The sequence below is a fragment of the Enhydrobacter aerosaccus genome, assembly GCF_900167455.1.
In the GTDB taxonomy this organism is placed as follows: Bacteria; Pseudomonadota; Alphaproteobacteria; order Reyranellales; family Reyranellaceae; genus Reyranella; species Reyranella aerosaccus.
The window spans coordinates 934,876-961,183 of record NZ_FUWJ01000002.1 but is presented as its reverse complement, the minus strand read 5'-3'; the positions used below and the strand labels follow the sequence as shown (position 1 = coordinate 961,183).

Sequence of the window (26,308 nt, the reverse complement as noted above, 5' to 3'; positions counted from 1 at the left end):
ACTTAATTAAGTCAATACTACAGAACAGGCTGTCGCAGGATCGTCCGGAGCTTGGCCGGCGCGGTCTTGCGGGGATCGCTGAGATAAATCTCGTGATGACGGCCGGTTGGTGAGAGGCCGTGCTGCGGCAGGAATTCGTCGTGGAGTCGGGCGAGGACGGGCGCTTCGTCGTCGTACGAGCCGACATGCAGGATCTGCACGCAGCGGCCCTCCTCGAAGGTCTCGTGACGCAGTAGGGAAAGCGCGGATGTCCTTCTCTTTGCCTGTGCCGCTTCGAGCGCGGCCTCGATCATCGCGTCCGTGATCCAGTCGGGTTGGCGGATCATCATGGTCCAGTGCCATTCGTCCTTGGCCCGGCGCGTGAAGGCCGACCAGTCCCTTGCCGACCACAGTCCTTCGAGAGGCGCGACGACATAATCGCGATCGAGCATTCTCTTGCTGGCGAACTTCACGCCGTACGACACCGCATAGAGAGCTTCGACCGCCTCCCTGTAGGCTGGTGCCGTGTTCGGATCGCCCTGGCCGTCCACCATCAGAAAAGTCATGGCCGGCACCTTCACAAGCGAGAAGGCATTGCGCGGTGGTGCGTAAAGGTCCTTGCGGTCCTTCTTGAAATCGACCTTGGTCATTCGCCTGTCCAGTCTCTATGCGGAGAGGTGTGTGCCTACAAATATAAAGGCGATTGCAGCCGATATCGCCAAGCTCTACAGCGAGACAAGATCCGACGTCGCTAGGAGAGCGTGAATGCCCCTATCCGGTCCGAAGCCGCGCTGGCTGACCTTCGATTGCTATGGCACGCTCATCCAGTGGGACGAAGGTCTCCTCGCGGCTGTCGACAGGATTCTCGTCAAGCATGCCGGTTCGACGGTCGACGCTGCGACCTTGATCCAGGTGTACGACAGGTACGAGCACGAACTGGAAAGCGAGAAGCCGCACCGGTCGTTCAAGGATGTCGCGGGATCTGCGCTCCAGATGGCAATGGAGGAATTGAAGCTTGCCTATGCACCCGAGGATATCGAGATCCTCACCGGGAGTATTTCGCGCATGCCGCCGTTTCCCGAAGTCGTGGAGACGCTCGGTGCGCTCAGGCAGCAAGGGTTCAGGCTCTGCATCATCTCAAATACGGATGACGACATCATCGCCGGCAACGTCGCGCAGATGGGTGGGCATATCGACCGGGTGATCACGGCGCAGCAGGCGCAGGCCTACAAGCCCAGCCGCCAGATCTTTGCCTATGCTCATCGGGCGCTCGGCGTCACAAAGGACGACGTCGTCCATATCTGCGCCAGTCCGCATCTCGATTTGGTGGCGGCGCGCGATATCGGTTTTCGCGCGGTCTGGATCGACCGAGGCACGGGGCGCAAGCCGCTCGCGGACTATGTCTCGGACGAGACGTTCCCGTCGCTGGACCATGTCGCGAGGCTGTTCAGCACGTCGCCCTGGTCCTCATGACGCTCGGCGGGCTGCAACAGGCGATTGCGCGCGCTGGCTCAACCAGACGCTGCCCAGCACGAGGATCATGCCGGCGATCTGCATCGGCGTCAGACTCTGGGCCAGGAAAGCCCAGCCGAGAATCACGGCCGTGACCGGACTGAGCAGGGCGAGCGGCGAGACGGTCGCAGGCTCCAATCGGCCGATGCCGCGGAACCAGAGATAATAGGTAAACGCGGCGCCAATCAGACCGAGATAGGCGAAGCCCGCGAGGTTGGCGGATGTGAGAGGCGGCAGCGTCGGTTCGAGCCACAGGACCGCCGGCAGCAGCAGCATGCCGCCAGCCGTCAGTTGCCAGGCTGTGAAAGTCAGTGACGAAACCGGTGGACGCCAGCGACTCGTCAGGACGGTTCCTGCGGCCATCGACACGGCGCCTGCCAGGCCGGCAGCGATGCCGATCGGATCGAGCGTGGCGGAGGGTGTCAGGATCAGCAGCGCGACGCCGGCCACCCCGGCGAACGAGGCGAAGACGGCGAGGGGATGAATGCGTGATCCCAACAGCAAGCGGGCCAGCAGGAGGACGATCAACGGCTGGATCGCTCCTACCGTCGCCGCAACCCCGCCGGGCAAACGGTAGGCCGCCACGAACAGCATTGCCCAGAAGATCGAGAAGTTGAGGGCGCCCAGGACGAAAACTCGGGACCACCAAGCTCCGTGCGGCAGTTGCCGGACCGCCAGCAGGAGCAGCAAGCCCGCCGGCAGCGCCCGCAACATGGAGACCGTCAGCGGATAGCCTTGCGGCAGAAACTGTGTGGTTACGAGGTAGGTGCTTCCCCATACGGCCGGCGCGATAGCCGTGAGGAGATAGTCGACGTCGCGTGTCATCGGCCTTCCAAGATTTCTCGACGTCAAGATAAGTGGCGCCTATCTTGACGTCAAGATAATCGCGGATCACGATGCGCCATGGATCGTGTCGACGATATCCTGGCGCAATGGCATCGGGAGCGGCCGGATCTCGATGTCGCACCGATGGGGCTGATCGGGCGCATCAACCGCCTGTCCCATCATCTCGGCCGGGGGATGGAGAAGACCTTTGCCGCGCACGGGCTGACCGCGGCAAGCTTCGACGTGTTGGCCACCTTGCGTCGGTCCGGCCGACCCTACAGCCTGTCACCCGGCGATCTGCTGGGCACGATGATGATCACGTCTGGAACGCTGACCAATCGCATCGACCAGTTGGAGAAGGCCGGTCTCGTCGAGCGCCGGCAAAATCCCGAAGACGGCCGGAGTGTCCTGATCGCCCTGACGGAGAAGGGGTTCGCAGTCATTGACGCCACGGTAACGGCGCACGTTGCCACTCAGGCCAGGCTCATCGAGGGCCTGTCGAAGCAGGACAGGGTGGCGCTCGATGCCCTGCTCAGCCGTTATCTCAAGGTGTTCGAGTCGGGCACGTCTGAAGGGAAAAGCTAGGATTCGAGGGCCGCGCGCGTGGACGATCTGTTCGATAGCATCGACATGAATGGCGCTCCGGCTCGTGAGGGGATCGCCGAGGGCGCCGTGCTGCTGCACGGCAAGGCCCTGCCTTACGAGACCGCACTTCTGGCGGCGGTGGATGTCATCGCGGCGCAGGCGCCGTTCCGGCGCATGGTCACGCCGAGCGGCTACGTCATGTCGGTCGCCATGACCAATTGCGGTCGGGCAGGTTGGGTCACCGACCGGACTGGCTATCGCTATGACCGCCAGGACCCCGACAGCGGCAGGCCATGGCCGGCCATGCCGCCGGTTTTCCGGGTCCTTGCCGCGGAGGCGGCCCTCGAAGCTGGCTATGGTGGCTTTGCGCCCGATAGCTGCCTCATCAATCGATATCTACCGGGCGCCCGGCTGTCGTTGCATCAGGACAAGGACGAGCGCGACTTCTCCCAGCCGATCGTCTCGGTCTCGCTTGGCCTGCCGGCGGCCTTTCAGTTCGGCGGGGTCAAGCGTAAGGACGCGGTCAAACGCTATCCGCTTCGACACGGCGACGTGGTCGTCTGGGGCGGTCCATCCCGCCTGTTCCATCATGGCGTCCTCACTGTGAAGGACGGAACCCATCCGCTGCTCGGTCGCCAGCGCATCAATCTCACCTTCCGCGCGGCGCTCTGAAATCGGGTCGCTCGACGTATCGGATCCTTTACATGCTAGAACCCGGACCGGGCTCGGACCCGTCGAAAGGAAATCCCAGGCGCAATGTCGATCACCCGTGTCTGTCTCGTCACCGGCGCATCATCTGGTATCGGCGCCGCCACGGCGCGGGCGCTGGCGGGCCCTGGCACGGCGGTGGCGATCCATGTGCGTCGGAACAAGGCGGGCGGCGAGAGGGTCGCGGCCGCCGTGCGCCACGCCGGGGGCGAGGCCCTGCTGCTCGAGGGTGACGTCGCGGAACCGGCTATCGTTACGCGGCTGGTGAACAAGACAGCCGAGCGGTTCGGCCGCCTTGATGTCGTGGTGAGCAATGCCGGCTTTGCCGATCGACGACCCATCGGTCAGGTCGACCGTCCGACCTGGGATGCGAGCCTCGCGGCGATGACCTCCGCCTTCTTCGAACTTGCCACGGCGGCGAAGCCCTGGCTGGTGAAGTCTGGCCATGGCGGCCGGATGATCGGCGTCTCGTCCTTTGTTGCTCACGCCTTTGCGCGCGGCCTGATGAACTTCCCTGCCACCGCGGCGGCCAAGGCCGGTATCGAGGCCCTCGCCCGTGCGCTGGCCGCCGATCTGGCGCCATCGGGCGTGACGGTGAATTGCGTCGCCCCTGGTTTCATCGAGAAGGATCCCGATGGCCATGCCGCCGTCCCGCGCGAGCGCATGGCAAAAGTCAGCGAATCGATCCCGATGGGACGTTACGGCACGCCGGCCGAAGTGGCGGCCGTCATAGCCTTTTTGTGCTCGCCTGCCGCGAGCTACGTCACCGGACAGACCATTCACGTCAACGGCGGCGTCACGCTCTGACGCCGTTCGCCGCCAGGCCGGTGAGGCGCAGGCTCAGCGTGCGCAGCCGGCGGCGTGCCTCTGCATCATAGGCTTGCGCATTGGCGCGCGCCTCGCGCAGGACGTTGAAGTAAAGCCCACTCCTGCCGGCGATGCCGTCGCCGATAGCGAGATTGAGAATCGCCTCTGCGCCATCCTCGACCCGACTCATGGGCGTGGCGCCGGATAGGCGCACCATGGTCGTATCCATATAGGTCGATGGATGCAGGGCATTGACGATGACGCCGGAGCCCTCGAGTTCTGCGGCGAGATCGATGGTGAACATGATCTGCGCCAGTTTGCTCTGGCAATAGGCTCTGACCCCACTGTACTGCTTCGTCAGCATGACGTCGGAAAAGTCGATCGCCTGTTGTCCGGCCGAGGAGACGTTGACGATGCGGGCTGGCGCGCTCGCCTTCAGCAGCGGAAGCAGTCGATGCGTCAGGAGGAAGCCGGCGAGATAATTGACGGCAAAACGCAGCTCATGGCCGTCTGCGCTCGTCTGCCGTCCAGCTTCATCGCCGGCAGTGCCGATGCCGGCATTGTTGATCAGCAGGTGAAGCCGATCGGTGCTGGCCATGACGGCATTCGCCAGGGCGCGGACCTCGTCGAGCGCCCTGAAATCGGCAGCCAGAAAGTCGGCGCGACCTCCCTCTTGCTCGATGGCGTGTACCAGCGCCTCGCCGCGCTCGCGATTGCGCCCATGCACGAGGACGCGAAAGCCCGCCGCGCCGAGCCGGCGGGCGACGAGGCGACCAACCCCGTCTGTGGCACCCGTCACGAGCGCCGTCCGATTGTCGTGTTGCGCCATTCGGTCCTCCTCGACGTTGGTTGTAGTGGGGGCGAGGAGCGCAGCGACAGCCAAGTCGCCGCGCTTCAGGGAATCGAGCGCACGAGTCGGACGATGTCGATTCCCTTGGTGTCGATGTCGAACCATTCCAGATAGACCGGGATCTGGTGGTCGAGCGTGTGGCGGCCGTAATGCACACGCCGACCATGGGTGCGTGCGCGTTGCAGGAGCTGAGTTTCGATGGGACTCATGATCACTTCCGCCACCACGGCATCGGGATCGAGTGTCATGGGATCGAAGGGCAACGGATCGTCGGGGCGCAGGCCGAGCGGCGTCGCGTTGATCGCATAATGGATCCCCTTGGGCGGATTTTCGGCGGAGATCATGGCCACCGGGACGTCCGGGTAGAAACGCGACAATCGGTCGAGCGCCGTGTCTGCGCGAGCTTCGTTGATTTCAGTCACGAGCAGCCGCCCGACGCCCGCTTCGCAGAGCGCGGCGGCAATCGCGCCGCCGACGCCGCCCAGCCCCACCAGCCACACGCTCGTGCCGCGGATGCGATGGCCGTGCGCTTCCAGACCGCGAACGAAGCCGGCACCATCCGCCATGTCGCCTGCCAGGACGCCATTGGGATCGCGCTTCACCAGGTTGACGCTGCCCGCCGCCTGGGCACGCCGCGTCGTCCGGCCCAGCAGATGTATGATGGCCGTCTTGTTGGGAATCGTGACGGTAAAGCCGCCGAGGTTGCGCATCCTGGCGAGCGCCTCGAGCATCACGGGCAACAGCGCCGCGTCGCCCTCGAATGGCAGCCACACGGCATTGGCGCCTACGGCAGCGAAGACCTGGGGCATGATCCCCGTCATGCGCAGCTGCCGGATCGGAGAGCCGATCGTGCCGTAGAGGCGGGTCTCGCCGTTGATGGCGAAAAGCCCGGTGAAAAGGGGTGGAATGGTCGAGTCCATGTCCACCACCATAAACGAAAAAGGCGGGGCCGTGAGGCCCCGCCTTCGTCTGGAAATCGTCCGCGCTTAGCGGATGATCACGATCTTGATCGCCGTCTGCACGCTGTAGACGGTGGTGGCGTTGTCACCCGGCTTCAGCGTCGCCAGAGCAGCCTTGCCCGCATCGGTCTGGATCTGCGGCAGGCGGATCACCTCGCCGCTGTCCGGAGCCGGCTTGTCGGGCTCGCCGCCGGAGGCGTTGATGATCGAGAACGTCGAATACTGCGGATCCGTGCTCACCACCATGCCCGCCAGGCTGAACAGGCGGATCTGATGCTCGGAGCCGGGGAGGCCTTCGATACGAGCACCCTGGGCGACCATCGCCTTGGCATGGGCCGTGACTTCCGGAGTCGTCTTGGCGACCAGGAAATCGACGTAGTCATACCACTGGACGTCGATCGTCTGGCCGACCTTGAGCTCCGCATAGGAGTTGCCGGCGTAGCCCGAGCTCGTCCGCACGACCAGGTCGGCGGCCTTCATCTTCACACTGCCCTTGTTCGGGAAATCCACGACAAGACCGCGCGTGCTCGGGTCGAGACTATGGACAGTGCCGCGATCGAAGTTCTGGTAGCGGCTGGCAATATAAAGGTCTTCATCCGCCAAGGCCGGGACGGAAAGGCCGGTCAGCGGCGCAGCGACCGCCGCGAAGCCCAGGTACTTCAAGGTTGTACGACGACTCGGATTCACCATGACATTCTCCCTCAAATGATTGTGCGGGAAGTCGCAGCTCCCGAAGCACATAAGAAGGCTAGATCAGCCAAATGTCTAGGATGATGATCTAGATCAAAGGCTTAAAGATTCAGAGCAATGGAAATCAACGAAACAAAAAACGGCGGGATTATTTCAATCCCGCCGTCAAAATAAGCCCCCCTTCGAGGGGATAAAATGAAAGATTATTTAAAGGGCTATCAGAGGTGCTTCAGCACGTTCTCGGCCGACGACACCTCGAAGGCGCCGGGCTTCTCGACGAAGAGATCCTTGATGACCCCGTCCTCGACGATCATGGCGTAGCGCTGGCTGCGCGTGCCCAAGCCGAACTTGGAGCCATCCATGGTCAGGCCCATCGCCTGGGTGAATTCGCCATTGCCGTCCCCCAGCATCAGCACCTTGTCGCCGACCTTCTGGTCCTTGCCCCATGCTCCCATGACAAATGCATCATTGACCGAGATGCAGGCGACGGTGTCGACGCCCTTGGCCTTGAGCTGATCGAATTCCGCAACGAAGCCAGGGACATGCTTCGCCGAGCAGGTCGGGGTGAAGGCGCCGGGCAGGGCAAAGGCCACGACCTTCTTGCCGGGCGCAAAAAGCTCTTCGGTGGTGATCGGTTTCGGGCCTTCCGAGCCCATCGTGCGTAGGGTTGCGTTGGGCACCTTGTCGCCGACTTTCGCCATGTTTCAGCTCCTCTATGGATGGGACGCGGGACCCTAGGCCGGCGGCATTTTCTTGTCTATCACCACAGCCGTAACGGGCTCGGCCCTTGATCTTTGACCGGACAATCCCCATGGATTTGGGGGAACATCACATCATGTCCGGGTCCTCACCTGCGGCTTCGCTTGTCGGCCGCTTCCTGGTCGCCGCGCCATCCATGCCGGATGAGCGCTTTCAGAAGAGTGTGGTCTTCATCTGCAAGCATGACGATGAAGGCGCGCTCGGCATCATCGTCAACAACACGGTCGACGATTTGCCGCTAGGCCAGGTTTACAAGCAGCTTGGCATCGACGTGCCGTCGAGTGCTGCGGCTCAGCCGGTGTTGTTCGGCGGTCCCGTGGAAACGTCGCGCGGCCTCGTGCTGCACTCCGCCGATTACAAGCGCGACGAGACGCTTCTCATCAATGGCGGGATGGCGCTTACCGCGTCGCTCGAGATCCTGAAGGACATGGCCGCCGGCACCGGACCGAGACAGGCCTGGCTGGCGCTCGGTCATTCGGGTTGGGGGCCAGGCCAGCTCGATCATGAGATGCAGGACAATGCCTGGCTCGTCGTCGATGCCAATCCGTCACTGGTGTTCGACGCCGATTTCGACGCCAAATGGCAGCGTGCGCTCGACCAGCTCGGCGGCAAGGCCGGTGGCGGCGGCAAGTTCGACCCTGCTTCCTATTCACATCAGACGGGACGTGCCTGAGCGCACATCAAGTGTGCGTTTACTACCGTTGATTGTCCAGAACGAAGGGGCATATACGCATGGATGCGCCTCCGCACCCTCCCTTCGCGGGGGCGTGCGTAGCCGGGACGCCTTCGCTCCTTCCCCAACCCCATTCGGGAGCGTAGGCGTCCCGTAGCGCACGTTCCCTATACGACCATCATCTATTCAGCAGCCATCTGCGCCGTCGCGGGCGCGCGATAGGCGGCCAGTAGTGATGCTTCGCGTGTCTTGGCGGCCTTCACGTTCTTCTCCTTGACGTGTCCGAAGCCGCGCATGCTTTCCGGTACCTGGGCGATCTGCACCGCCAGGGCGTGGTTGTTCTGGTCGAGCGTTGCGAGGACGCTGTCGATGGTCGCCTCGTATTCCTCGATCAGGCGGCGTTCCATGCGGCGCTCTTCGGTGCCGCCAAAGAGATCGAAGCGTGTTCCGCGCAGTCCCTTCAAGGAGGCAAGCAGGCGGAACGCCGACAGCATCCAGGGTCCGTACTCGCGCTTCTTCAATTGACCCGATGCGTCGCGCTCGGCGAAGAGCGGCGGCGCCAGATGGAAGCTCAGCCTATAGTCGCCTTCGAATTGCGCGCGCAGCTTCTTCAGGAACTCGCCATCCGTATAGAGACGCGCGACCTCGTATTCGTCCTTGTAGGCCATCAACTTGTAGAGCGACTTCGCCACCGCCTCGGCGAGGCCGGAACGTCCCTTGGCCTTGTCCTTCTCGACCTTGGCCACCTTCTCGACGAACGCCCGATAGCGTTCGGCGTAGGCCTTGTTCTGATAGGCCGTCAGCAGCTCGACACGCTTGGCGACGATCTCGGCCAGCGTGCGCGCCACGGGCTTCTCGACCCGCAGCGTCGGCTTCGCCGCGGCCTGAACCGCACCGAGATTGTGGGCGGCCAGACGTCCCCAGGCGAAGGTGCGCTTGCTGGTTTCGATCGCCACGCCATTCAACTCGATCGCCCGCATCAGGGCCTCCAGGGACAACGGCACAAGTCCCTTCTGCCAGGCATAGCCCAGCATGAAGAGATTGGTGGCAATCGAATCGCCGAGTAGCGCGGTCGCGAGGCCGGTGCCGTCGACGAACGACGTCGCCTCGTCGCCGGCCGCGTCGCGGATCGCCTTCATCATCGAGTCGGCACCGAGATCCATGTCGCCGTTCAGCACGAAAGCCGCGACCGGCTGCATGTAGCCGTTGATGACGGCCTTGGTAACGCCGGGCTCGATGCGCGACAAAGCGGCGGGCGAAGCCGCGACGACCATGTCGCAACCCAGGACCAGATTGGCGCCGCCGGCGGCAATGCGCACGGCATGGAGATCCTCCGGCTTGGGCGCGAGCCGCACATGGCTCATCACCGCGCCATTCTTCTGCGCGAGGCCGGTGAAATCGAGCACCGTGCAACCCTTGCCCTCGAGATGGGCGGCCATGCCGATCAATGCACCGACGGTGATCACGCCGGTGCCGCCGATGCCGGTCACGAGAATGCCGTAGGCTTCGCTCAACGGCCGCATCGTCGGCATGGGCAACGCCGCGAAGGGATCGTCCTGCACCGCCTTCAGTTGCGGGCGCTGGCGGGCCTTGGCTGGCGTGCCGCCATGCACCGATACGAAGCTCGGGCAGAAGCCCTTGAGGCAGGAGAAGTCCTTGTTGCAATTGCTTTGATCGATCTGGCGCTTGCGGCCGAGCTCGGTCTCGAGCGGCTTCACGGACACGCAGTTGCTCTTGTCAGAGCAATCGCCACAGCCTTCGCAGACGGCGTCGTTGATGAAGACGCGTTTCGCGGGATCGGGGAAGGTGCCGCGCTTGCGACGGCGGCGCTTCTCGGCGGCGCAGGTCTGGTCATAGACCAGCACGGTCAGGCCCGGGATTTCGCGCAGCTCGCGCTGCACGGCGTCGAGGTCATCGCGATGGCGGATGCTCACGCCGTGGGCGAAGCCTGCATTGGGCGGATACTTGTCGGGTTCGTCCGTGACCACGACGATGCGCTTGGCGCCCTCGGCCTCGACCTGCCGCGTGATCTCGGGAACGGTCAGCGGGCCGTCATGCGGCTGGCCGCCAGTCATGGCGACAGCGTCGTTATAGAGGATCTTGAAGGTGATGTTGACGCCGGCGGCGGCGGCCTGGCGGATCGCCAGAAGGCCGGAGTGGTAGTAGGTGCCGTCGCCAAGGTTCTGGAAGATATGCTTCTCGGACGTGAAGGGCGCCTGACCCACCCAGCAAACGCCTTCTCCGCCCATGTGGCTGATGATCGAGGTGCGACGGTCCGGCATCCACACGGCCATGCCGTGGCAGCCGATGCCGGCCATTGCCCGGCTGCCTTCCGGTACGCGCGTCGAGGTGTTGTGCGGGCAACCGGAGCAGAAGAACGGCGTGCGCGCCACCTTGGGCGGCGGGGCGTTGAGCAGCTTTTCCTTGGCTTCCAGACGGGCGAGGCGCTGCTTCAGTTCCGGCGACTCACCCATATGCTTCATCAGCCGGTTGGCGATCACCAGGGCGACGCCGGTCGGCGACAACTCGCCTTCGCTCGGCAGGATGATGCGGCCGGTCTCGTCGGCCTTGCCGACCACGAGCGGTCGCCGGTCGGCCGGCAGATTGTAGAGGATGCGGACGAGCTGGTCCTCGAGGTTCGAGCGCTTCTCTTCGACCACGATGACTTCTTCCAGCCCTTCGGCGAAGCGCCGCGCGCCCTCGGGCTCCAGCGGCCAGGTCATGCCGACCTTGTAGAGGCGGATGCCAAGGGCCTTGGCGCGCTCGTCGGTGATGCCGAGATCTTCCAGCGCCTGCCGCGTGTCGAGATAGGCCTTGCCGGTGGTCATGATGCCGATGCGGGCCCGCGGCGGATCGATCACCATTCTGTCGAAGCCATTGACGCGGGCGAAGGCCCTGACCGCCGCCATCTTCGGTCCATGCAGGCGCTTTTCCTGTTCCAGCGGCGCGTCGGGATTGCGGATGCCCAGCCCGCCCGGCGGCAGCTGGAAGTCGGTCGGCAGGACGACCTGCACGCGCTCGGGGTCGATCCATACCGAGGCGCCCGACTCGACGGTCTCGGAGATCGCCTTGAAGCCGATCCAGCAGCCTGAATAGCGCGACAGGGCAAAACCCAGGATGCCGAAGTCGAGATACTCCTGAACCGTCGCCGGATTGATGACCGGAATCATCGCCGCAGCGAAAACCTGCTCGCTCTGGTGCGGCAGGGTCGAGGACTGGCAGCCATGATCGTCGCCGGCCAGCGCGATGACGCCGCCATGGGGCGAGGTGCCGGCGGCATTGCCGTGCTTCAGCACATCCATCGAGCGATCGACGCCGGGGCCTTTGCCGTACCAGATCGAGAACACGCCATCGACCGTGGCGTTGGGGAAGAGGTTGGTCTGCTGCGTGCCCCAGACCGCCGTCGCCGCGAGGTCCTCATTGATGCCGGGCTGGAAGTGGATGTTGTTTTCCTTGAGATACCGTTTCGCGCTCCACAGCGCGTTGTCGTACATGCCGAGCGGTGAGCCGCGATAGCCGGAGATGAAGCCGCCCGTGTTCAGGCCCGCCTTCAGGTCGCGCTGGCGCTGCATCATCGGCAAGCGGACCAGCGCCTGGATGCCGGTCAGGTAGACGCGGCCCTTCTCCAGCCGATAGCGGTCCTCGAGAGCGTAATCGCCAAAAACGAGGGGGACAGGTGTGGTGGACGTACTCATCGCTTAAAGTCCTCCCAAGTCGGGGCTAAACGAACGTTCATCACCCACAATAGCGGCGAGGATGGACGAGAGGAAAGGCCGCAGGCTTGTTAGGGTGAGAGGAATTTCGCATCGCTCGCAAATCCCCGCGGGCAGTGGGCTGTCGTCAGGAGGAAGAAGGCATGGGATACAAGGTCATTCTGGTTCACTGCGACGGCGGCAAGACCGCTGCCGGGCGAATTGGCGTCGCGGTGGAACTCGCCTCGCGCTTCGATGCGCATCTGGTCGGTCTGTATGTGCGGCCGCGCTTCGAGGCACCCATCTTCAGCGACGGCAGCCTGGCGATGGACGCGCTCTACCGGAACTACGAGGCGGCCGTGAAGGCCGACGAGGCTGCGGCATCGGGATTGTTCAAGGCCGCGCTCGAGGGCAAGGGCCGATCCTACGAATGGCACACGGCCGAGGGCTATGCCGACGAGGCGCTGGCGGATTTCGCCCACGGCGCCGATCTGGTCGTGGTGAGCCAGGCCGAACCCGAGCCGTCGGCGATGGGCGCACTGCCGGACTTGCCGGAGAGGCTGGCGCTGGCGACCGAGCGGCCGGTGCTGGTGGTGCCGCATATCGGCGTCACCGGCGCGACCGGCAAGACGGTCCTGCTGTGCTGGAACGGCCGCCGCGAATCCGGGCGGGCGGCCGCGGATGCCCTGCCGCTGCTCGAGAAGGCGGACAAGGTGCTGGTCCTGACCATCGACCCGCCGAAAGGCGTGGGGGACGAGGAGCCGACCTCGGCCGCAAGCGCGGTGACCTGGCTGGAACGCCATGGGGTGAAGGCCGCGCTGCAGCGCGACACCGCTGCGGATGCCGATGTCGGCGACATCATCCTGTCGCGTGCGGCGGACAGCAGCGCCGACCTGATCGTGATGGGTGTCTATGGCCATTCGCGGGTGCGGGAAATGATGCTGGGCGGGGCCAGCCGCACTATCCTTTCCAGCATGACGGTACCGATCCTGATCGCCCATTGAGGCGTTGAATCAGGGCCGACGGAGGTTACCGATGTTCGATCTTCCCACCCTTGCCCTGTTCGCCGCGGCCTGCCTGGCGCTCACCCTGACGCCAGGGCCGGACATGCTGCTGATCGCGTCCCGCAGTGCTTCCCAGGGACGGGCGTCCGGGTTCGCGACGCTCGCCGGTATCCAGGCCGGCACCTATTGCCATGCCCTGGCGGCGGCGTTGGGCCTGTCCCAGCTCTTCCTGGCCGTGCCCGTCGCCTACGACGTGGTCCGCTACCTCGGTGCGGCCTATCTGCTCTACCTTGCTTGGAAGACGATCCGGTCGAGCGGGAGCGCCGTCGCACCGAGCGCGGAGACGCGGCGCTATTCGGTCGGCGTGGTCTTCCGCCAGGGTCTGTTCACCAATCTTCTCAACCCGAAGATGGCGCTGTTCGCGTTGGCCTTGTTCCCGCAGTTCGTCCACCCGGAGGCCGGCTCGGTCGCATTGCAAATCCTGCTGCTCGCGACCGTGCTCAACGGGATCGGTCTGGTCGTCAACGGCACGGTCATCCTGACCGCCAGCGGTCTCGGCCGGATTCTCGCCGGCCGTAGCCGCCTGCGGCGGGCGCCGCAGTATCTGCTCGGGACGGTGTTCGCGGGGCTCGCCCTTCGCCTGGCGCTCGACGAGGGTCGCTGACGACGGTCGCTAGAGTCAGTTCGTCACCGGCTTCTTGCCGGCCTTGTAGTCGGCCAGCGCGGCCTTGAGCATCCGGTACTCGGTGCAGCCGAACACGCAAATGGAGTTCAGCCGCGCCAGGTGCTGTTCCGCCTCGGCTGGACGATCGAGCATCAAATAGGCCTCGCCGATATATTCGTGCGCGCCGATATGCTTGGGATCGAGCGCCAGCGCCTGGTTGTAGTATTGCAGCGATCCAGTGGGGTCCCCGGACTTGCGCGTGGCATAGCCCATCAGCGTATAGGCATCGGCATTTTGCGGGTCCTTTGCCACCACCTGTTGCAACAGCGGCATCGCGGCCTTGTAGTTCTTGGCCTCGATCATCGACTTGGCCTGGGTGTAGTTCGGATCACTGGGCTTGGCCGGAGGGCTGTCCATACCACCGCCACCGCCACCTGCGGCAAAGGCGGCCGATGACAGGATCAACGCACACAACGCAACACTGGAGATAATGGTCGAGCGCATTGCGGTCTCCTTGTGAACAGACGATTGTTCTGGAGATACCGGTCGAGGCAACGAAATTAAGATGACAAGGTCGTGAGATCGGCCGCGCGGGCAAGGGCGCGGACCGACAGATGGCCATGACGTCCGCGGATCTCGACCTCGTATCGCGGTGAGTCCGGCAGCTCGACGCCGGCGCGGGCCAGCAGGTCCTCCGAAACAACGAGCTCGACACCGAAATCCTTGGTCAGGGTCTCAAGCCGGCTCGCCGTGTTGACGGTATCGCCGATCGCGGTGAGCGAGGAGGTGCGCTCGAACCCCATCTCGCCGACGATGGCCGGCCCGGCATGCAGGCCGATGCCGATCCGCAACGGTTGATCGAGATCGCCCGACAGCGCCTCGTTGAGATCGTCGAGCGCCAGGCTCATGCGCCGCGCTGCGTCGAGCGCCTGGCGGCAGGCCTTCTGTGGTTCGCTGTTGAGGCCGAAGATGGCCATGACGCCATCGCCGATGAACTTGTCGAGCCGACCTCCCGCAGCCTGCACGGCTTGTCCGGTGGCGCGAAAATAGCGGTTGAGCAGGAAGACGACGTCGTAGGGCAGGCGGCCCTCGGAGATCGACGTGAAGCCGCGGATATCCGCAAAGAGGATGGCGACGAAGCGCTCGCCGCCATGGGCCTGTGGTTGACGGCGATAGGCTTCGACCGGTCCGGACGACGCCGGCAGCAAAGGCGTGACGCGATAGCGGCCGGGGGGCGGGCGAAGCTGGCAGGCGAGACGGACATTCTCCGGCGCGCCGACCCGTGCCAGCACCTTCTGCTCGTCCGGCGCGGGTGGAGGCAGCAACGCACGGTCGGGACCACCGATCCGCACCCGGCAGGTCGAGCAGCGGCCGCGACCTCCGCACACCGAGGCGTGGGGAATGCGGCCCAAGCGGCTCATTTCCAGGATCGAGAGGCCAGTGGGCGCGGAAACGGTTCTGCCTTCACCGTAATTGAGGTGCACGACGCCGGCTCGTCGCTCCCACAGATCGCGCAGAGGCCTGGCGCCGAAGCAGGCGAGCAGCAGCGCCCCCGATAGGCCGACCAGGATATCCGACGTTGCATATAGCGACGCGATGCCGGCCCGATCCGGCGCGTGGACCAGATCGAAAATGTTGTTGAGGAAGCCCGGCTGCTGTGCGAGCTCGGCAAAATCGCGCAGGGCGATGGCCGCGCCCCCAAGCCCCGCGGCCGGGACGAGCAGCGCGACCGCGTAGAGCGCGGGCAACCAGGTTCGATACCAGGGTCGCAGGCGCCAGGCGAAGTGCAGCCCGATGCAGGCATGGATCCAGACCACCAACACGAGGCCGAACTGCCGAGCCACGCCGAGCCACGTCCCGGCGATCAGGGACCCGAGCACCCAGGGATATCCGGTATCGACGCCGAAATAGTCGTGAGCGATGCGGGTGCCGACAACGTGCAGCGTGCCGAACGGAATGATCGACGCGCCAAGGATGAACTGCGTCCATTCCCAGGGCGTCAATCGCAGCGTGCGGCGGCGCAGCAGCGCCCAATAGGCCAGGGTGAGATGAACCAGCAGGGCGCCGTAGAGCAGGATCTGTCCAAGCAGGCCATGCCACAGGAAGACGAACCAGTGTCGTCCTTCCTCGACCACCCGCAGCGAGATCAGCCCCAAGGCGTGATTGAGAAGATGGGTGATGACGTAGAAGAAAAGGATATACGCTGACCACAGGCGAAGCCGGCCGACCATGCGCCTACTTCAGCAGCGGCAACACCGCTTCGGGCGGTCGGCCGATGGCCGCGCGCGAGCCGGCGACGACGATGGGTCGTTGCAACAGGACCGGGTGAGCCGCAATCGCGGTGACGATCTCGGCCTTGCTGAGCTCGGCCTTCTTTTTCTTCAGTGCCTTGAACTCGGCCTCGCCGTCGCGAACGAGAGCGGCGGGATCGCCTCCGACCAGCTCGATCAGCTTCTCGACCTCGGCCTTGGTCGGAGGCTCCTTGAGATATTCGCGAATCTTCGGCGTCACGCCCTTCTCGTGCAGCAATTCGAGCGTCTGACGCGATTTGCTGCAGCGGGGATTGTGCCAGATCGTGATGGTCATCTTTTTCCTCTCCGGACGCGGACCTTGGCGATCCGCTCAGGTTTCGTCCAGTGACTCGACGGTCGTCGCGTCGATCACCTTGCGGGCAAGGTCGTAATCGAAACCGGCCCGCGCCATGGCAGCGAGATCGCGCGCCCGCAGTTCCTTGCGATCCTGCTCCGGGCGATAAGGACCGAGGCGCCGTCGACGAGCAAGAGCGATCGCGGCCTTCCATTCCCGTTGCCGCGGATCGGTGTCCAGTTCCTGGTCGAGGCCCGCGATGGCCTGCGCGAGCGTATCGTCATCGACACCGGCGAGTTTCAGTTTCTGGCGCGTGACCTTGGTTGATGTGCCGCGTCGATGAAGGGCCCGTGCCTTGGTTTGCGCGAACGCCTTGTCGTCGATCATGCCGGCGTTGACGAACCTCGCGATGATGGCTTCGATCGCGGGCTGGACACCGTCCATGATGGGCGCTCCCGCGATCTCCGCTCGGCGTACCCGCCGGTTCAGCACGCGCCGCAGCCTGTCGGCCGTGCTGGCATAGCGTTCCAGATAGAACGTGGCCGCGTTCTGGAGGTACTGGGCAGTGATGGGACGCGCCGGCCGCTTCAAGACGCGATCCGTCAGTCGCGCAGGGGAATGCCGACGATCGCTTCGAGCTCGGCGATCGCGACAAGGGGATCGCCCACCTTGATGGTGCGCATACCGAGAGCCCGGGCGGGTTTCAGGTTGATACCGAGATCGTCCAGGTAGACGCAGTGTTCGGGTTCGACGCCCAGAAGCTCGCAGGCATGGCGATAGATGCGCGGATCCGGTTTGCGCAGTCCCAACTTGCTCGATTCGATCACCTCTTCAAACAGTGCCATCACCTCGGCCACCGCCGCGGCGCTTTCAGGACTGCGGGCCATACCGGGACCTTCGCCGTTCTTCATGTTGTTGGTGATGCAGGCCACTCGGAAGGAGGCCTTGCAGCGTCGCAGGGCCTCGACCATCTGCGGCCGAATGTCGCCGCTGATCGACCGCAGGACGCGCCAGCCGTCGATTCTGTATCCGGCTTCGCACGCCTCGGCTTCGAACAAGGTGACGAAGTCCTCCAGCGATACCTCACTTCGTTCCATTTTCGCCCAGGCATTGGTGTCGGGATTGCGCGCATTCAGGGTGCGAATGAAATCTTCGGGGAGTCCGGCCTCGCGCTCGTAGAGTCGGAAGGCCTCGAAGGGGCTGGTTAGGATGACTCCCCCGAAATCCCAGAGGACCGCCTTCGGGAAATTTGCATGGCTCATATTCGTCACAGTGCGACCGTCTTCACCTTGTTCCTGCCGCAGTCGGCTTATATCTCACGCCCTCCACAGGCAACGGGCCAGGTCGTTCCTACCCGTATGTCATCACTCCGGTCGGGAAAGTGCAAATGAGCGAAGCAGCGGTTATGCCGCGCGGCAACGCCGTGGCAGTTGAAGTTAACGAGTTGGTCCGGACGGATGGACGCAATAGGCGGGCGGCTGCGACCCGCCGCAAGATCATCGAGGCCGCCAAGGCGATGATCGAGGAGACCAGCGAGGCTCCCACGGTGGTGGGTGTCGCGCGGCGAGCCGACGTCTCGGTCCGTTCGGTCTTCCAGCATTTCGGCGACGTCGAGTCACTTTTCGTGACTGTGGCTGACAGCATGAGCAAGGAGATCCCGGTTGCGGCACCGCCACCGGCTGACCAGCCTCAGGAGGCACGGATCGATGCCCTGGTCGAAGGGTTGATCCAGATGTTCGACAAGGCTGTCCCGCTGCGCGTTGCGGCCGGCCAGTTCGTCCATCACCCGGCTCTTCTTGAGCGCGGATTGGCGCTGCGGCAACAGTTGCGTGATGCAACCATGGAAGTCTTCGCTCCCGAGTTCGCCGTTTTGAGCGAAACGGCGCGCGAGGAACTCGCGGACGCGATCGGCGCCGCGCTGTCACTCGATGCCTGGATCGTCCTGCGTCGTCGTGACGGACTGAGCCTCGAACGGGCCGCCGCCGTATGGCGTCTGACCCTGCGGGCGCTGCTGGCACACGGGCTGGGAACAGCCAAGCAATAAGTTAGCGTTCGCGCCGATTGACTTGGCGGTAACGATCGGGGACTTAAGGGCCCGCTTTTTTAGGGATCCGACAGCTTCGAATGGCGACTAGCCAGTTACACGAGGACTATTCGCGCGACGACCATGTGAAGGCGGGATCAGACCGAGGATTCGGTCTGGTCTTCGCCGGGTTCTTCGCCCTTGTCAGTGGCCTTTCCTGGTGGCGCGGCCACGCGGGCTGGCATTGGACGCTGCCGCTGGCGGTGGCGTTCCTGCTGGTCGCGTTGGTCTATCCGCGCATCCTCAATCCACTCAATCGGCTGTGGCTGAAATTCGGGTTGCTCCTCTACAAGGTGGTCAACCCGATCGTGCTCGGCCTCCTTTTCTTTCTCACGATCACGCCGATCGGCCTGCTGATGCGCGCCGGCGGCAAGGATTTCCTGCGGTTGAAGCTCGACCGCGGCGCCCGGAGCTATTGGATCGACCGGACGCCGCCCGGACCGCCGCCGCAATCCATGCGCAACCAGTTCTGATCTCGAAAGGACCGTCTTCGAATGGGCTCCATCATCGTCGAACTCTGGGCCTTCATGCGGGAACGCAAGAAGTTCTGGCTGCTGCCGATCCTCATCATGATGGTGGTATTCGGCGGCCTGATCGTGCTGACCAAGGGATCGGCCATCGCGCCGTTCATCTACACCCTGTTCTGATCGGAGCGCGCACTTCATGCGTGTGTTGGGAATCTCGGCCTTCTATCACGACAGCGCCGCGGCGCTGGTCGAAGACGGGCATCTTGTCGCCGCGGCGCAGGAAGAGCGCTTCACGCGCAAGAAGCACGATGCGGGCTTCCCTCAGAACGCGGTGGAGTTCTGTCTCGATACGGCCGGCATCAAGCTGGGCGACGTCGACTACGTCGCCTTCTACGACAAGCCGTTCCTGAAGTTCGAGCGACTGATCGAGACCTATCTCGCCTACGCGCCGCGCGGCTTCACCTCCTTCCGCATGGCCATGCCGCTGTGGCTGAAGGAGAAGCTGTTCCAGAAGACGCTGCTGCGCGACGAGATGAAGAAGTGGCAGCCGGAGTTCGATTGGCAGAAGCGCCTGCTGTTCGGCGAACATCACCAGAGCCACGCCGCGTCGGCCTTCTTTCCGTCGCCGTTCGACGAGGCGGCGATCCTGTGCATGGACGGCGTCGGCGAATGGGCGACCACCTCGCTGGCCTGGGGTCAGGGCAACAAGCTCGAGATGCTGCGGGAGATTCACTTCCCGCATTCGCTCGGCCTGCTCTATTCGGCCTTCACTTATTACACCGGCTTCAAGGTCAACTCTGGCGAATACAAGGTCATGGGCCTCGCGCCCTACGGCGAGCCGAAATACAAAGACCTGATCCTCGACAAGATCGTCGATCTGAAGGAGGACGGAAGCTTCCGCCTCGATCAGCAGTATTTCGACTACTGCACCGGCTTGCGCATGACGAACGACAAGTTCGGCGAGCTGTTCGGCGGCAAGGCGCGCAAGCCCGAGGAATTGCTGACCCAGCATCACATGGATCTGGCGGCATCGGTGCAGGCGGTTACCGAGGAGATCGTCATTCGGCTGGGCCGCGCGGTGAAGAAGGAAACCGGCGCCAAGAATATCTGCCTCGCCGGTGGCGTGGCGCTGAACTGCGTCGCCAACGGCAAGCTGCTGCGCGAGAACATCTTCGAGAATATCTGGGTGCAGCCGGCGGCTGGCGATGCCGGTGGCGCGGTTGGCGCTGCCTATGCCGCCTATCACGGCTTCATGGGCCAGCCGCGCAAGCTCAACGGCCAAAAGGACGGCATGGCCGGCTCCTATCTCGGCCCCGAGTTCAGCGACGACGAGATCGCCGAGCGTCTGACCAAGGTCGGCGCCAAGTTCACACGTCTCACGCGTGACCAGATGATCGACCAGACCGCCCAGGCGCTGGCCGACGAGAAGGCTGTCGGCTGGATGCAGGGCCGCATGGAGTTCGGTCCGCGCTCGCTCGGCGCCCGCTCCATTCTGGGCGATGCGCGTTCGCCGTCGATGCAGAAAACGCTCAATCTCAAGGTGAAGTACCGCGAGTCGTTCCGCCCGTTCGCACCGGCGGTGCTGCGCGAGGACGTCGACAAGTATTTCGAGATCGACACCGACAGCCCCTACATGCTGATGGTCGCGCCGGTGGTGGAGAGCCGCCGCCGGAAGATGACGGCTGACGAGGAGAAGCTGTTCGGCATCGACAAGCTGAACGTGCCGCGTTCCGACATCCCGGCCGTGACGCACATCGATTATTCCGGCCGCATCCAGACCGTGCACAAGGAAACCAACCCGGCCTTCTACGATCTGCTCTCGTCCTTCAAGGCCAAGACCGGCAGCTCGGTGGTCGTGAACACCTCGTTCAATGTGCGCGGTGAGCCGATCGTCTGCACACCCGAGGATGCCTTCCGCTGCTTCATGGGCAGCGAGATCGAAGTTCTGGTGGTCGGTAACTGCTTCCTGAAGAAGGAAGATCAGGATCCGTCGCTGAAGCTCGATTACAAGAACGCCTTCGAGCTCGACTAGCCGCATGCGGGCGATCGTCTGCGATCGCTTGGGCGAGCCCTCGGTGCTGCGGGTTGAGGAGCGGCCGCTCCCCGAGCCCGGGCCCGTCGAGATCGTGGTCAAGGTGGGGGCCGCGGGCATCAACTTCCCCGATATCCTGACCGTCGCCGGCGCCTATCAGCACAAACCGGCGCTGCCCTTCATTCCAGGCATCGAAGGGGCGGGCACGATCCACGCCGTGGGTCGCGAGGTCGAGCGCTGGCGACCCGGTGATCGCGTGATGTTCAATCTGCGTCCCGGGGCATTCGCCGAATATGTGAAGCTGCCGGGAACCAGTCCGTTGCTGCCGTTGCCGGAGGGTTGGTCGGAGGCGGAAGGAGCCGGCTTCCGCGTCGCTGCGCAGACCGCCTACCACTCCCTGGTTCATCGCGGGCAGCTCAAGTCGGGCGAGGTCCTGCTGGTGCATGGCGCGTCGGGCGGCGTCGGACTTGCCGCCGTCCAGCTCGGCAAGCATCTCGGGGCCCGCGTGATCGCGACCGGCGGCGACGATGCCAGGCTGGCCATCGTGAAGGCCAAGGGCGCCGATGAGGTCGTCAATTATCGCACCAGCGATTTCGTCGCCGTGGTGAAAGGCCTGACGGGCGGCGCAGGCGCCAATGTGATTTACGACCCGGTGGGTGGCGAGGTGCTGGAGAAGTCCTTGCGGGCCGCCGCCTATGGCGCCCGTCTGCTGGTGGTCGGCTTCACGTCGGGCGGCCCGAGTCGGATCATGTCCAATCACGTGCTGATCAAGGGCCTGTCGATCCTGGGCGTCCGCGCCGGAGAGACGGTCCAGCGACTCTCTCCGGAGCTGGGCCGCGATTATGTCGAGGAGCTGCCACGGCTGGCGGCGCTGGGTGTGATGCGGCCGCATATCTCGCATCGCTTTCCCATGGAGCGCGTGGCCGACGCTTTCCAGGCACTGCTGGACCGCAAGGTGGTCGGCAAAGCCGTCATCGAGATGGCGGCGCCTTAGTACCATCGCCGGCCCGCAGGCGGGAAGCTGTCAGCGGAACACGATCGTGACCCGGCGATCCTCTTCCTGGGCATTGCGTTCGCCGAAGCTCAGATTGCCGAACGCTTCGGGATTGCTGGCGATGACGACCTTGCTGGCTGAAAGTCCCGCGTGGACGAGTTCCGTGGCCACCGTCTGGGCCCGCTCCCGTGCCAGCCGGGCATTGTAGTTCTTGTCGCCGAGCTTGTCGGTCTGACCGATGACGCAGACCTTGACCGACTGACGCGCCGTGGCCGTCCGGACCGCCTCGGCGATCGCCGGCTTCGCATTGGGTCGAAGCTTGGCGCTGCCGAGATCGAACAGGATCCAGACCGGTTGCGATTCCGCCGCTGCGCCCGTGCCGACGGGGCACGTTGCCACCGTCTGCGCCAGCGCCGGGCTGGCCGCGACCAGCGCACCGGCAACGAAAAGGGCAGCGACTCGCATCAAATTTGTTCTCCCTTGAGAGCTTGCTCGACGAACGGCAAACGGTCGTTGCCGAAGAACATCATCTCGCCCACGAACGATGTCGGCGCGCCGAAAACGCCTCGCGCCACGGCTTCGTCGGTGGTGGCCTTGAGACGATCCTTCACGTCCTGGTCCTGTATCCGCTTGGCAATGTGAGCGGCGTCGAGGCCGGCCTGGATCAGGACCGCGGCCACTTCCTTGAGGTCGTTGAGATTTCGGCCATCGACCCACATCGCCTTGAACATGGCCGGATGATAGATCTCGAAGGTGCCGTCCAGCTCCGCCGCAGCGGCGCCGCGCATCAGCGCCAGCGTATTCACGGGGAAGTGGGGATTGCGCTGAAAGGGGACGCCGTAATGGCGCGCCCACATCGGCATGTCGAAGGCGCTCCATTTCGATTTCAGAGGCTGCTCGGCCGGCGAGCTGTTGCCGGTCGCCTTGAACACACCGCCCAGCAGCATCGGCTTGCGTGTCAGCGTTGCGCCTGTGCGCCCCGCGATCCCTTCCACCTGCGTGTCGGCGAGATAGCTGTAGGGACTGCCGTAGTCGAAATAGAATTCAAGCGTGCGTGACATCGATTCCTCCCGGAAACCGGCCGAGCCTGCGCCGGCAGCCGGCGCGGCTCAAGAAAGTTTGCCGAGGGCGTGCACAAGCGGCGGCGCCGCCTGGTTCGCGAGGAAGCGCTACTTGATCGTCACCTGATGGGCGATCTTGTCGCCATCGGTCACGGTGACGTCGTGGAAGCCCAGCAGCTTCAGGAGATCGAAGAAGGTCGCGTCCTCGGCGACCGTATGCTCCTGGAAGAACGGCGAGGTGCGCGACATGGTGGTCATGTTGGCCAGCAGGGCGCGGATCCGGTAGATCGTGTTCAGCTCACCGGACGACAGGCCGACGATGATCATGTGCTCGGCCTTGTCGCCCTTGGCGAACACGGCATAGGGCACGCGATAGGTCGATTGCAGGGTGCCCTGAGACACCACGGTCACGAACTGGATGCGCTGGGCCCGGTCGACGCCGGCGATGGTCTGCAGCTGGGAGGTATAGGTCTCGGTCGAGGTCGGCTTGGGATAATAGTAGCCGACATAGCGCTCTTCGCTGGGCACCGGCTTGGCGGCCGTCGCGGCGGGAGCAGAGACTGGTTTGGTGGGCGTCTGAGCCGAGGCGGAAGCAACCGAAATCCCGAGCGCGATCGCTGCCAACCCTGTCCACTTGATCATGAGCCTTGCTCCCCTGCCTGTCATGGAACCTAGAACAGCGTATAGCCGCCATCGATGACGAAGTCGCGCCCTGTCGTGTACCGGGTCGCATCGCTGGCGAGATAGACCGCGATCGGACCGAAGTCGGCCCCGGTCCCCCAGCGGCGCTCCGGAATACGCGGCAGGACGTTGCCGGCGAACTTCGGATTGGCGACCGCATTGGCCGTCATCTCGGTCTCGATCCAGCCGGGCAGGATTGAATTTACCGTGATGTTGTAGCGGGCGAGCTCGACCGCGAGCGCCCGGACCATGGCGCAGACGCCGCCTTTGCTGGCGCCGTAGTGGCTGGACCGTGCCGCGCCCTCGATTGCCGCAGTGCTGGCCATCGCCACCAGCGAGCCGCCCTTTCCGCGCTCGGCCATGTGCTTAGCCGCCGCCCGGAAGGTGAAGAACACGCCGTCCAGGTTGATGCGCAGGACCCGACGCCATTCCTCGGTGTCCATCTCCAGGATCGAGCCCTTGCCCCGTCCCGACACACCGGCATTGGCGACGCAGTTGTCGACATGACCCATCACCTTCACGGTTTCGGCGAAGGCGGCCTCGACCTGTTTCTCGTCGCCGACATCGACGATCTGCGCATGGACCTTGCGGCCGTGCTTCTTGAGCTGCGCCACGGCCTTCTCGTTCTTCTCCGCGCGCGTGCCCCAGATGCAGACGTCCGCCCCGGCCTCGGCCAGCGCATCGGCCATGCCGAGGCCAATGCCGCCATTGCCGCCGGTCACCAGCGCCACCTTGCCCGTCAGATCGAAGCCCTTGTAGGCCATGCGTTCCCCCAAATGAAAACCGGGCGGATCAAAGCCCGCCCGGTTCCCACCGTCAATGTAAGCCGAGGTCAGTTCAGCTTGTCCGTTTCGACCAGCACAATCTCGGCATCCTCGCTGGCCTTGAGCTCGATCTCGGCCTCGTCCACGACGGCGGCGCCGTCACGGGTATCGAGCGTCACGGTCTTGCCGTCGGCGCCCACAAGCTCGATCTTGCCCTTCGCCGGCACCAGATAGGCCGGCTTGCCGTCGAGCTTCTGGCGAATCGTCTGGCCCGCCTTCAGCGTGCCGGCATAGAGCGCACCATCGGCATAGAGCGGAATGGCACCCGAATGGCCGCGCCCGGACGCCAACGGCACCAGCTTGCCGTCGCGCGCCTCGGCCGGGAACTGCACCGTTTCCCAGCGCGCCGGTACGCCCTGCTTGTTGGGCATGATCCAGATCTGGAACAGCTCGGTCTCGTCCTGCTCCATGTTGTATTCGGCATGCTGGATGCCGTTCCCGGCGCTCATCACCTGGATCTGGCCCGCTTCGGTGCGGCCCTGGTTGCCGAGGTGATCCTGATGGGTGATCGCGCCTTTGATGACGTAGGTCACGATCTCCATGTCGCGATGGGGGTGCGGCGGGAAGCCGGACTGCGGGGCGATACGGTCGTTGTTCCACACGCGCAGCGCGCCCCAATGGATGCGCTCGGGATTGCGGTACTCGGCGAAGCTGAAATGGAAGTTGGCGTTGAGCCAGCCGTGATTCGACTTGCCCAGTTTTTCGAATGGTCTGCGTTCGATCATGGTTGTTTACCTCTTGGCGGCAAAATGGCGCCACCGGAGGATGAAACAAGTTTCCGGTTGGTAACGGTCTTTGCGGCTATGCCGGCGGAGCGATCAGGAACGTCTTGGTCGAATTGAATATCCAGGTGTCGATGAAGACTGTCTCCTTCGGCACCCTTCCGAGCTCGCTCATGGCACCGGCGAGGCACGACCAGTTCAATATCTCCTGTTGCCCACTGTCCTCGACGGCTTCCGCCGGCAGGTTGCGCCAGGCTGCCCAGTCGGCCCGTTTCAGCGCCTCGAACATGCGCAGGTCCGCCGCCGTATCGGGCCAGAGGAAGTTGTTCTTCGGCGTCAGGAAAGCATGGCTCCAGCCCGACGAGGCGATCAAGGCGACGCGATAGGGCGATTCAGCAAGGATCCGCGCCGTCGCCGCGCCCAGGTCGAACAGGCGCTTGGGCGAGGGCGCCGGTGGATCCCAATCCGCCTCGCCGATCTCGCGGTCGAACACCGGCAGCCCGCCGCGCTGCGCGAGCACCTTGCGACCGTAGCAATTGATGGCGAATGGCACGAACGGGTAGCCGAAGCCCTTGCGTTCGTAGTCGAGGTACATCACCGCATTGGCGAAGGCATGGCCGAGTGGATGGTGCAACGGCTTGTAGGCGTAGGCCGTATCGAAGCCGTCCTCGATCAGCCGCGAAGCCAGCATCTTTGCCGCCGCCGGATGGCCGGCGAGGTCCCACGTCTTGTCGGTCTCGCCCCACACGTTGCCGGCGGGCGTCGCGAAGTTGAAACGCTCGTAGGCGAACAGGCAGTAGGGCGGGACGACGTCTTCCTTGAAGTTCTCGTACTGGTCGTCGCCCCACACCAGAACGAAATCCGGCTTGAAGGCATCGAGTGCCGCGCGCGTCTTGCGGAACCATGCCACCAACTCCTCGCGATGACGGCCGGCTTCGGCGGTGCCCTGATCGTTGCCCCACTGGGCGCGCGCCGGTTCGGGCCACCCGTCGGGCCGCTTCAGCTTGTCGGGCAGCCTCGGATTCGTGAGCATGCGCTGGAAGATCCACGACATGCGCTCGTCGGGACCCCAAAGAGGTGGGTAGTGGCTCAGACCAAGGGCAAGGATCTCCGCCATGGCGCCATGGTAGGCCCTGATCGCGGGTCGTCCA

Annotated in this window: 30 protein-coding genes; 12 read left to right on the top strand and 18 right to left on the bottom strand. The window is 64.3% G+C overall.

Annotation, left to right across the window (positions count from 1 at the left end; translation table 11 throughout):
- Positions 1-17: 17 nt before the first annotated feature.
- Positions 18-629 carry a GyrI-like domain-containing protein gene (locus B5D62_RS13895; protein WP_085934437.1) on the bottom strand — a complete coding sequence of 204 codons (612 nt, stop codon included), beginning with the start codon at positions 627-629 and terminating at the stop codon, positions 18-20.
- 115 nt (positions 630-744) lie between these two features.
- Between B5D62_RS13895 and B5D62_RS13890 the strand changes: the two genes are divergently transcribed.
- Complete coding sequence (locus tag B5D62_RS13890; RefSeq protein WP_085934436.1) at positions 745-1,452, top strand: haloacid dehalogenase type II; 708 nt, start codon at positions 745-747, stop codon at positions 1,450-1,452.
- Here B5D62_RS13890 and B5D62_RS13885 read toward each other — a convergent pair.
- The gene (locus B5D62_RS13885; protein ID WP_085934435.1) at positions 1,447-2,316 is read right to left on the bottom strand and encodes an EamA family transporter; all 870 of its coding nucleotides are present in this window, start codon (positions 2,314-2,316) and stop codon (positions 1,447-1,449) included. The two genes, B5D62_RS13890 and B5D62_RS13885, sit on opposite strands and share 6 nt — an antisense overlap.
- A gap of 78 nt (positions 2,317-2,394) precedes the next feature.
- Between B5D62_RS13885 and B5D62_RS13880 the strand changes: the two genes are divergently transcribed.
- The 3 genes from B5D62_RS13880 to B5D62_RS13870 all read left to right on the top strand — a co-directional run bounded on the left by B5D62_RS13880 (position 2,395) and on the right by B5D62_RS13870 (position 4,416).
- Entirely contained in the window at positions 2,395-2,901 is a 507-nt protein-coding gene (locus tag B5D62_RS13880; RefSeq protein WP_085934434.1) for a MarR family winged helix-turn-helix transcriptional regulator, read from the top strand.
- Between the two features lie 18 nt (positions 2,902-2,919).
- On the top strand, positions 2,920-3,573 hold the full coding sequence (alkB, locus tag B5D62_RS13875) for a DNA oxidative demethylase AlkB (protein WP_085934433.1): 654 nt from the start codon (positions 2,920-2,922) through the stop codon (positions 3,571-3,573).
- Between the two features lie 84 nt (positions 3,574-3,657).
- Complete coding sequence (locus B5D62_RS13870) at positions 3,658-4,416, top strand: SDR family NAD(P)-dependent oxidoreductase (RefSeq protein ID WP_085934432.1); 759 nt, start codon at positions 3,658-3,660, stop codon at positions 4,414-4,416.
- Here the strand turns inward: B5D62_RS13870 and B5D62_RS13865 are convergent.
- From B5D62_RS13865 to B5D62_RS13850, 4 genes are all read right to left on the bottom strand, one after another.
- On the bottom strand, positions 4,406-5,245 hold the full coding sequence (locus tag B5D62_RS13865) for an SDR family NAD(P)-dependent oxidoreductase (RefSeq protein ID WP_085934431.1): 840 nt from the start codon (positions 5,243-5,245) through the stop codon (positions 4,406-4,408). The two genes, B5D62_RS13870 and B5D62_RS13865, sit on opposite strands and share 11 nt — an antisense overlap.
- Before the next feature lie 65 nt (positions 5,246-5,310).
- A complete protein-coding gene (locus tag B5D62_RS13860) occupies positions 5,311-6,186 on the bottom strand; it encodes a shikimate dehydrogenase family protein (RefSeq protein WP_170920933.1) in 876 nt (291 codons plus the stop codon).
- A gap of 66 nt (positions 6,187-6,252) precedes the next feature.
- Complete coding sequence (locus B5D62_RS13855) at positions 6,253-6,915, bottom strand: hypothetical protein (protein ID WP_085934429.1); 663 nt, start codon at positions 6,913-6,915, stop codon at positions 6,253-6,255.
- Positions 6,916-7,133: 218 nt separating this feature from the next.
- The gene (locus B5D62_RS13850; protein WP_085934428.1) at positions 7,134-7,616 is read right to left on the bottom strand and encodes a peroxiredoxin; all 483 of its coding nucleotides are present in this window, start codon (positions 7,614-7,616) and stop codon (positions 7,134-7,136) included.
- 134 nt (positions 7,617-7,750) lie between these two features.
- Between B5D62_RS13850 and B5D62_RS13845 the strand changes: the two genes are divergently transcribed.
- Positions 7,751-8,347: a YqgE/AlgH family protein gene (locus B5D62_RS13845; RefSeq protein WP_218191055.1), complete on the top strand. Its 597-nt coding sequence runs from the start codon at positions 7,751-7,753 to the stop codon at positions 8,345-8,347.
- A gap of 182 nt (positions 8,348-8,529) precedes the next feature.
- Here B5D62_RS13845 and B5D62_RS13840 read toward each other — a convergent pair whose 3' ends face one another.
- A complete protein-coding gene (locus B5D62_RS13840; RefSeq protein ID WP_085934426.1) occupies positions 8,530-12,042 on the bottom strand; it encodes an indolepyruvate ferredoxin oxidoreductase family protein in 3,513 nt (1,170 codons plus the stop codon).
- A 161-nt stretch (positions 12,043-12,203) separates the two neighbouring features.
- On the opposite strand from B5D62_RS13840, the gene B5D62_RS13835 reads away from it, so the two are divergent.
- A complete protein-coding gene (locus B5D62_RS13835; protein ID WP_085934425.1) occupies positions 12,204-13,043 on the top strand; it encodes a universal stress protein in 840 nt (279 codons plus the stop codon).
- A 31-nt stretch (positions 13,044-13,074) separates the two neighbouring features.
- Positions 13,075-13,707 (top strand): LysE family translocator, encoded by a 633-nt coding sequence (locus B5D62_RS13830; protein ID WP_085934424.1) that lies wholly within the window; start codon positions 13,075-13,077, stop codon positions 13,705-13,707.
- A 15-nt stretch (positions 13,708-13,722) separates the two neighbouring features.
- On the opposite strand, the gene B5D62_RS13825 is transcribed toward B5D62_RS13830, so the two are convergent.
- Genes B5D62_RS13825 through B5D62_RS13805 form a run of 5 tightly spaced genes read right to left on the bottom strand, consistent with a single transcriptional unit; the run spans position 13,723 to position 17,555 of the window.
- Positions 13,723-14,211, bottom strand: coding sequence for a tetratricopeptide repeat protein (locus tag B5D62_RS13825; protein WP_085934423.1), 489 nt, complete (start codon positions 14,209-14,211; stop codon positions 13,723-13,725).
- A gap of 56 nt (positions 14,212-14,267) precedes the next feature.
- A complete protein-coding gene (locus tag B5D62_RS13820; protein WP_085934422.1) occupies positions 14,268-15,938 on the bottom strand; it encodes an adenylate/guanylate cyclase domain-containing protein in 1,671 nt (556 codons plus the stop codon).
- 4 nt (positions 15,939-15,942) lie between these two features.
- Positions 15,943-16,293 (bottom strand): arsenate reductase (glutaredoxin), encoded by a 351-nt coding sequence (gene arsC / locus B5D62_RS13815; RefSeq protein WP_085934421.1) that lies wholly within the window; start codon positions 16,291-16,293, stop codon positions 15,943-15,945.
- A 36-nt stretch (positions 16,294-16,329) separates the two neighbouring features.
- On the bottom strand, positions 16,330-16,884 hold the full coding sequence (locus B5D62_RS13810; protein WP_231714802.1) for a regulatory protein RecX: 555 nt from the start codon (positions 16,882-16,884) through the stop codon (positions 16,330-16,332).
- A gap of 11 nt (positions 16,885-16,895) precedes the next feature.
- Positions 16,896-17,555: an HAD-IA family hydrolase gene (locus B5D62_RS13805; RefSeq protein WP_085934419.1), complete on the bottom strand. Its 660-nt coding sequence runs from the start codon at positions 17,553-17,555 to the stop codon at positions 16,896-16,898.
- A 125-nt stretch (positions 17,556-17,680) separates the two neighbouring features.
- Between B5D62_RS13805 and B5D62_RS13800 the strand changes: the two genes are divergently transcribed.
- From B5D62_RS13800 to B5D62_RS13785, 5 genes are all read left to right on the top strand, one after another.
- A complete protein-coding gene (locus B5D62_RS13800) occupies positions 17,681-18,337 on the top strand; it encodes a TetR/AcrR family transcriptional regulator (protein ID WP_085934418.1) in 657 nt (218 codons plus the stop codon).
- A gap of 80 nt (positions 18,338-18,417) precedes the next feature.
- On the top strand, positions 18,418-18,849 hold the full coding sequence (locus tag B5D62_RS13795; protein WP_085934417.1) for an SxtJ family membrane protein: 432 nt from the start codon (positions 18,418-18,420) through the stop codon (positions 18,847-18,849).
- A 21-nt stretch (positions 18,850-18,870) separates the two neighbouring features.
- Complete coding sequence (locus tag B5D62_RS32890; protein ID WP_139373871.1) at positions 18,871-19,023, top strand: DUF5989 family protein; 153 nt, start codon at positions 18,871-18,873, stop codon at positions 19,021-19,023.
- Between the two features lie 16 nt (positions 19,024-19,039).
- The gene (locus tag B5D62_RS13790; RefSeq protein ID WP_085934416.1) at positions 19,040-20,875 is read left to right on the top strand and encodes a carbamoyltransferase family protein; all 1,836 of its coding nucleotides are present in this window, start codon (positions 19,040-19,042) and stop codon (positions 20,873-20,875) included.
- 4 nt (positions 20,876-20,879) lie between these two features.
- Positions 20,880-21,869: an NADPH:quinone oxidoreductase family protein gene (locus B5D62_RS13785; RefSeq protein ID WP_085934415.1), complete on the top strand. Its 990-nt coding sequence runs from the start codon at positions 20,880-20,882 to the stop codon at positions 21,867-21,869.
- Between the two features lie 30 nt (positions 21,870-21,899).
- On the opposite strand, the gene B5D62_RS13780 is transcribed toward B5D62_RS13785, so the two are convergent.
- The 6 genes from B5D62_RS13780 to B5D62_RS13755 all read right to left on the bottom strand — a co-directional run bounded on the left by B5D62_RS13780 (position 21,900) and on the right by B5D62_RS13755 (position 26,274).
- Positions 21,900-22,334 (bottom strand): OmpA family protein, encoded by a 435-nt coding sequence (locus B5D62_RS13780; protein ID WP_085934414.1) that lies wholly within the window; start codon positions 22,332-22,334, stop codon positions 21,900-21,902.
- Positions 22,334-22,930 (bottom strand): 2-hydroxychromene-2-carboxylate isomerase, encoded by a 597-nt coding sequence (locus B5D62_RS13775; RefSeq protein ID WP_085934413.1) that lies wholly within the window; start codon positions 22,928-22,930, stop codon positions 22,334-22,336. Before B5D62_RS13775 ends, B5D62_RS13780 begins: the two co-directional genes overlap by 1 nt.
- Before the next feature lie 108 nt (positions 22,931-23,038).
- Positions 23,039-23,572, bottom strand: coding sequence for a hypothetical protein (locus B5D62_RS13770; protein ID WP_085934412.1), 534 nt, complete (start codon positions 23,570-23,572; stop codon positions 23,039-23,041).
- 29 nt (positions 23,573-23,601) lie between these two features.
- On the bottom strand, positions 23,602-24,375 hold the full coding sequence (locus B5D62_RS13765; RefSeq protein WP_085934411.1) for an SDR family NAD(P)-dependent oxidoreductase: 774 nt from the start codon (positions 24,373-24,375) through the stop codon (positions 23,602-23,604).
- A 68-nt stretch (positions 24,376-24,443) separates the two neighbouring features.
- Positions 24,444-25,160 carry a pirin family protein gene (locus B5D62_RS13760; protein ID WP_085934410.1) on the bottom strand — a complete coding sequence of 239 codons (717 nt, stop codon included), beginning with the start codon at positions 25,158-25,160 and terminating at the stop codon, positions 24,444-24,446.
- A gap of 76 nt (positions 25,161-25,236) precedes the next feature.
- Positions 25,237-26,274: a DODA-type extradiol aromatic ring-opening family dioxygenase gene (locus B5D62_RS13755; RefSeq protein WP_085934409.1), complete on the bottom strand. Its 1,038-nt coding sequence runs from the start codon at positions 26,272-26,274 to the stop codon at positions 25,237-25,239.
- Positions 26,275-26,308: the final 34 nt, after the last annotated feature.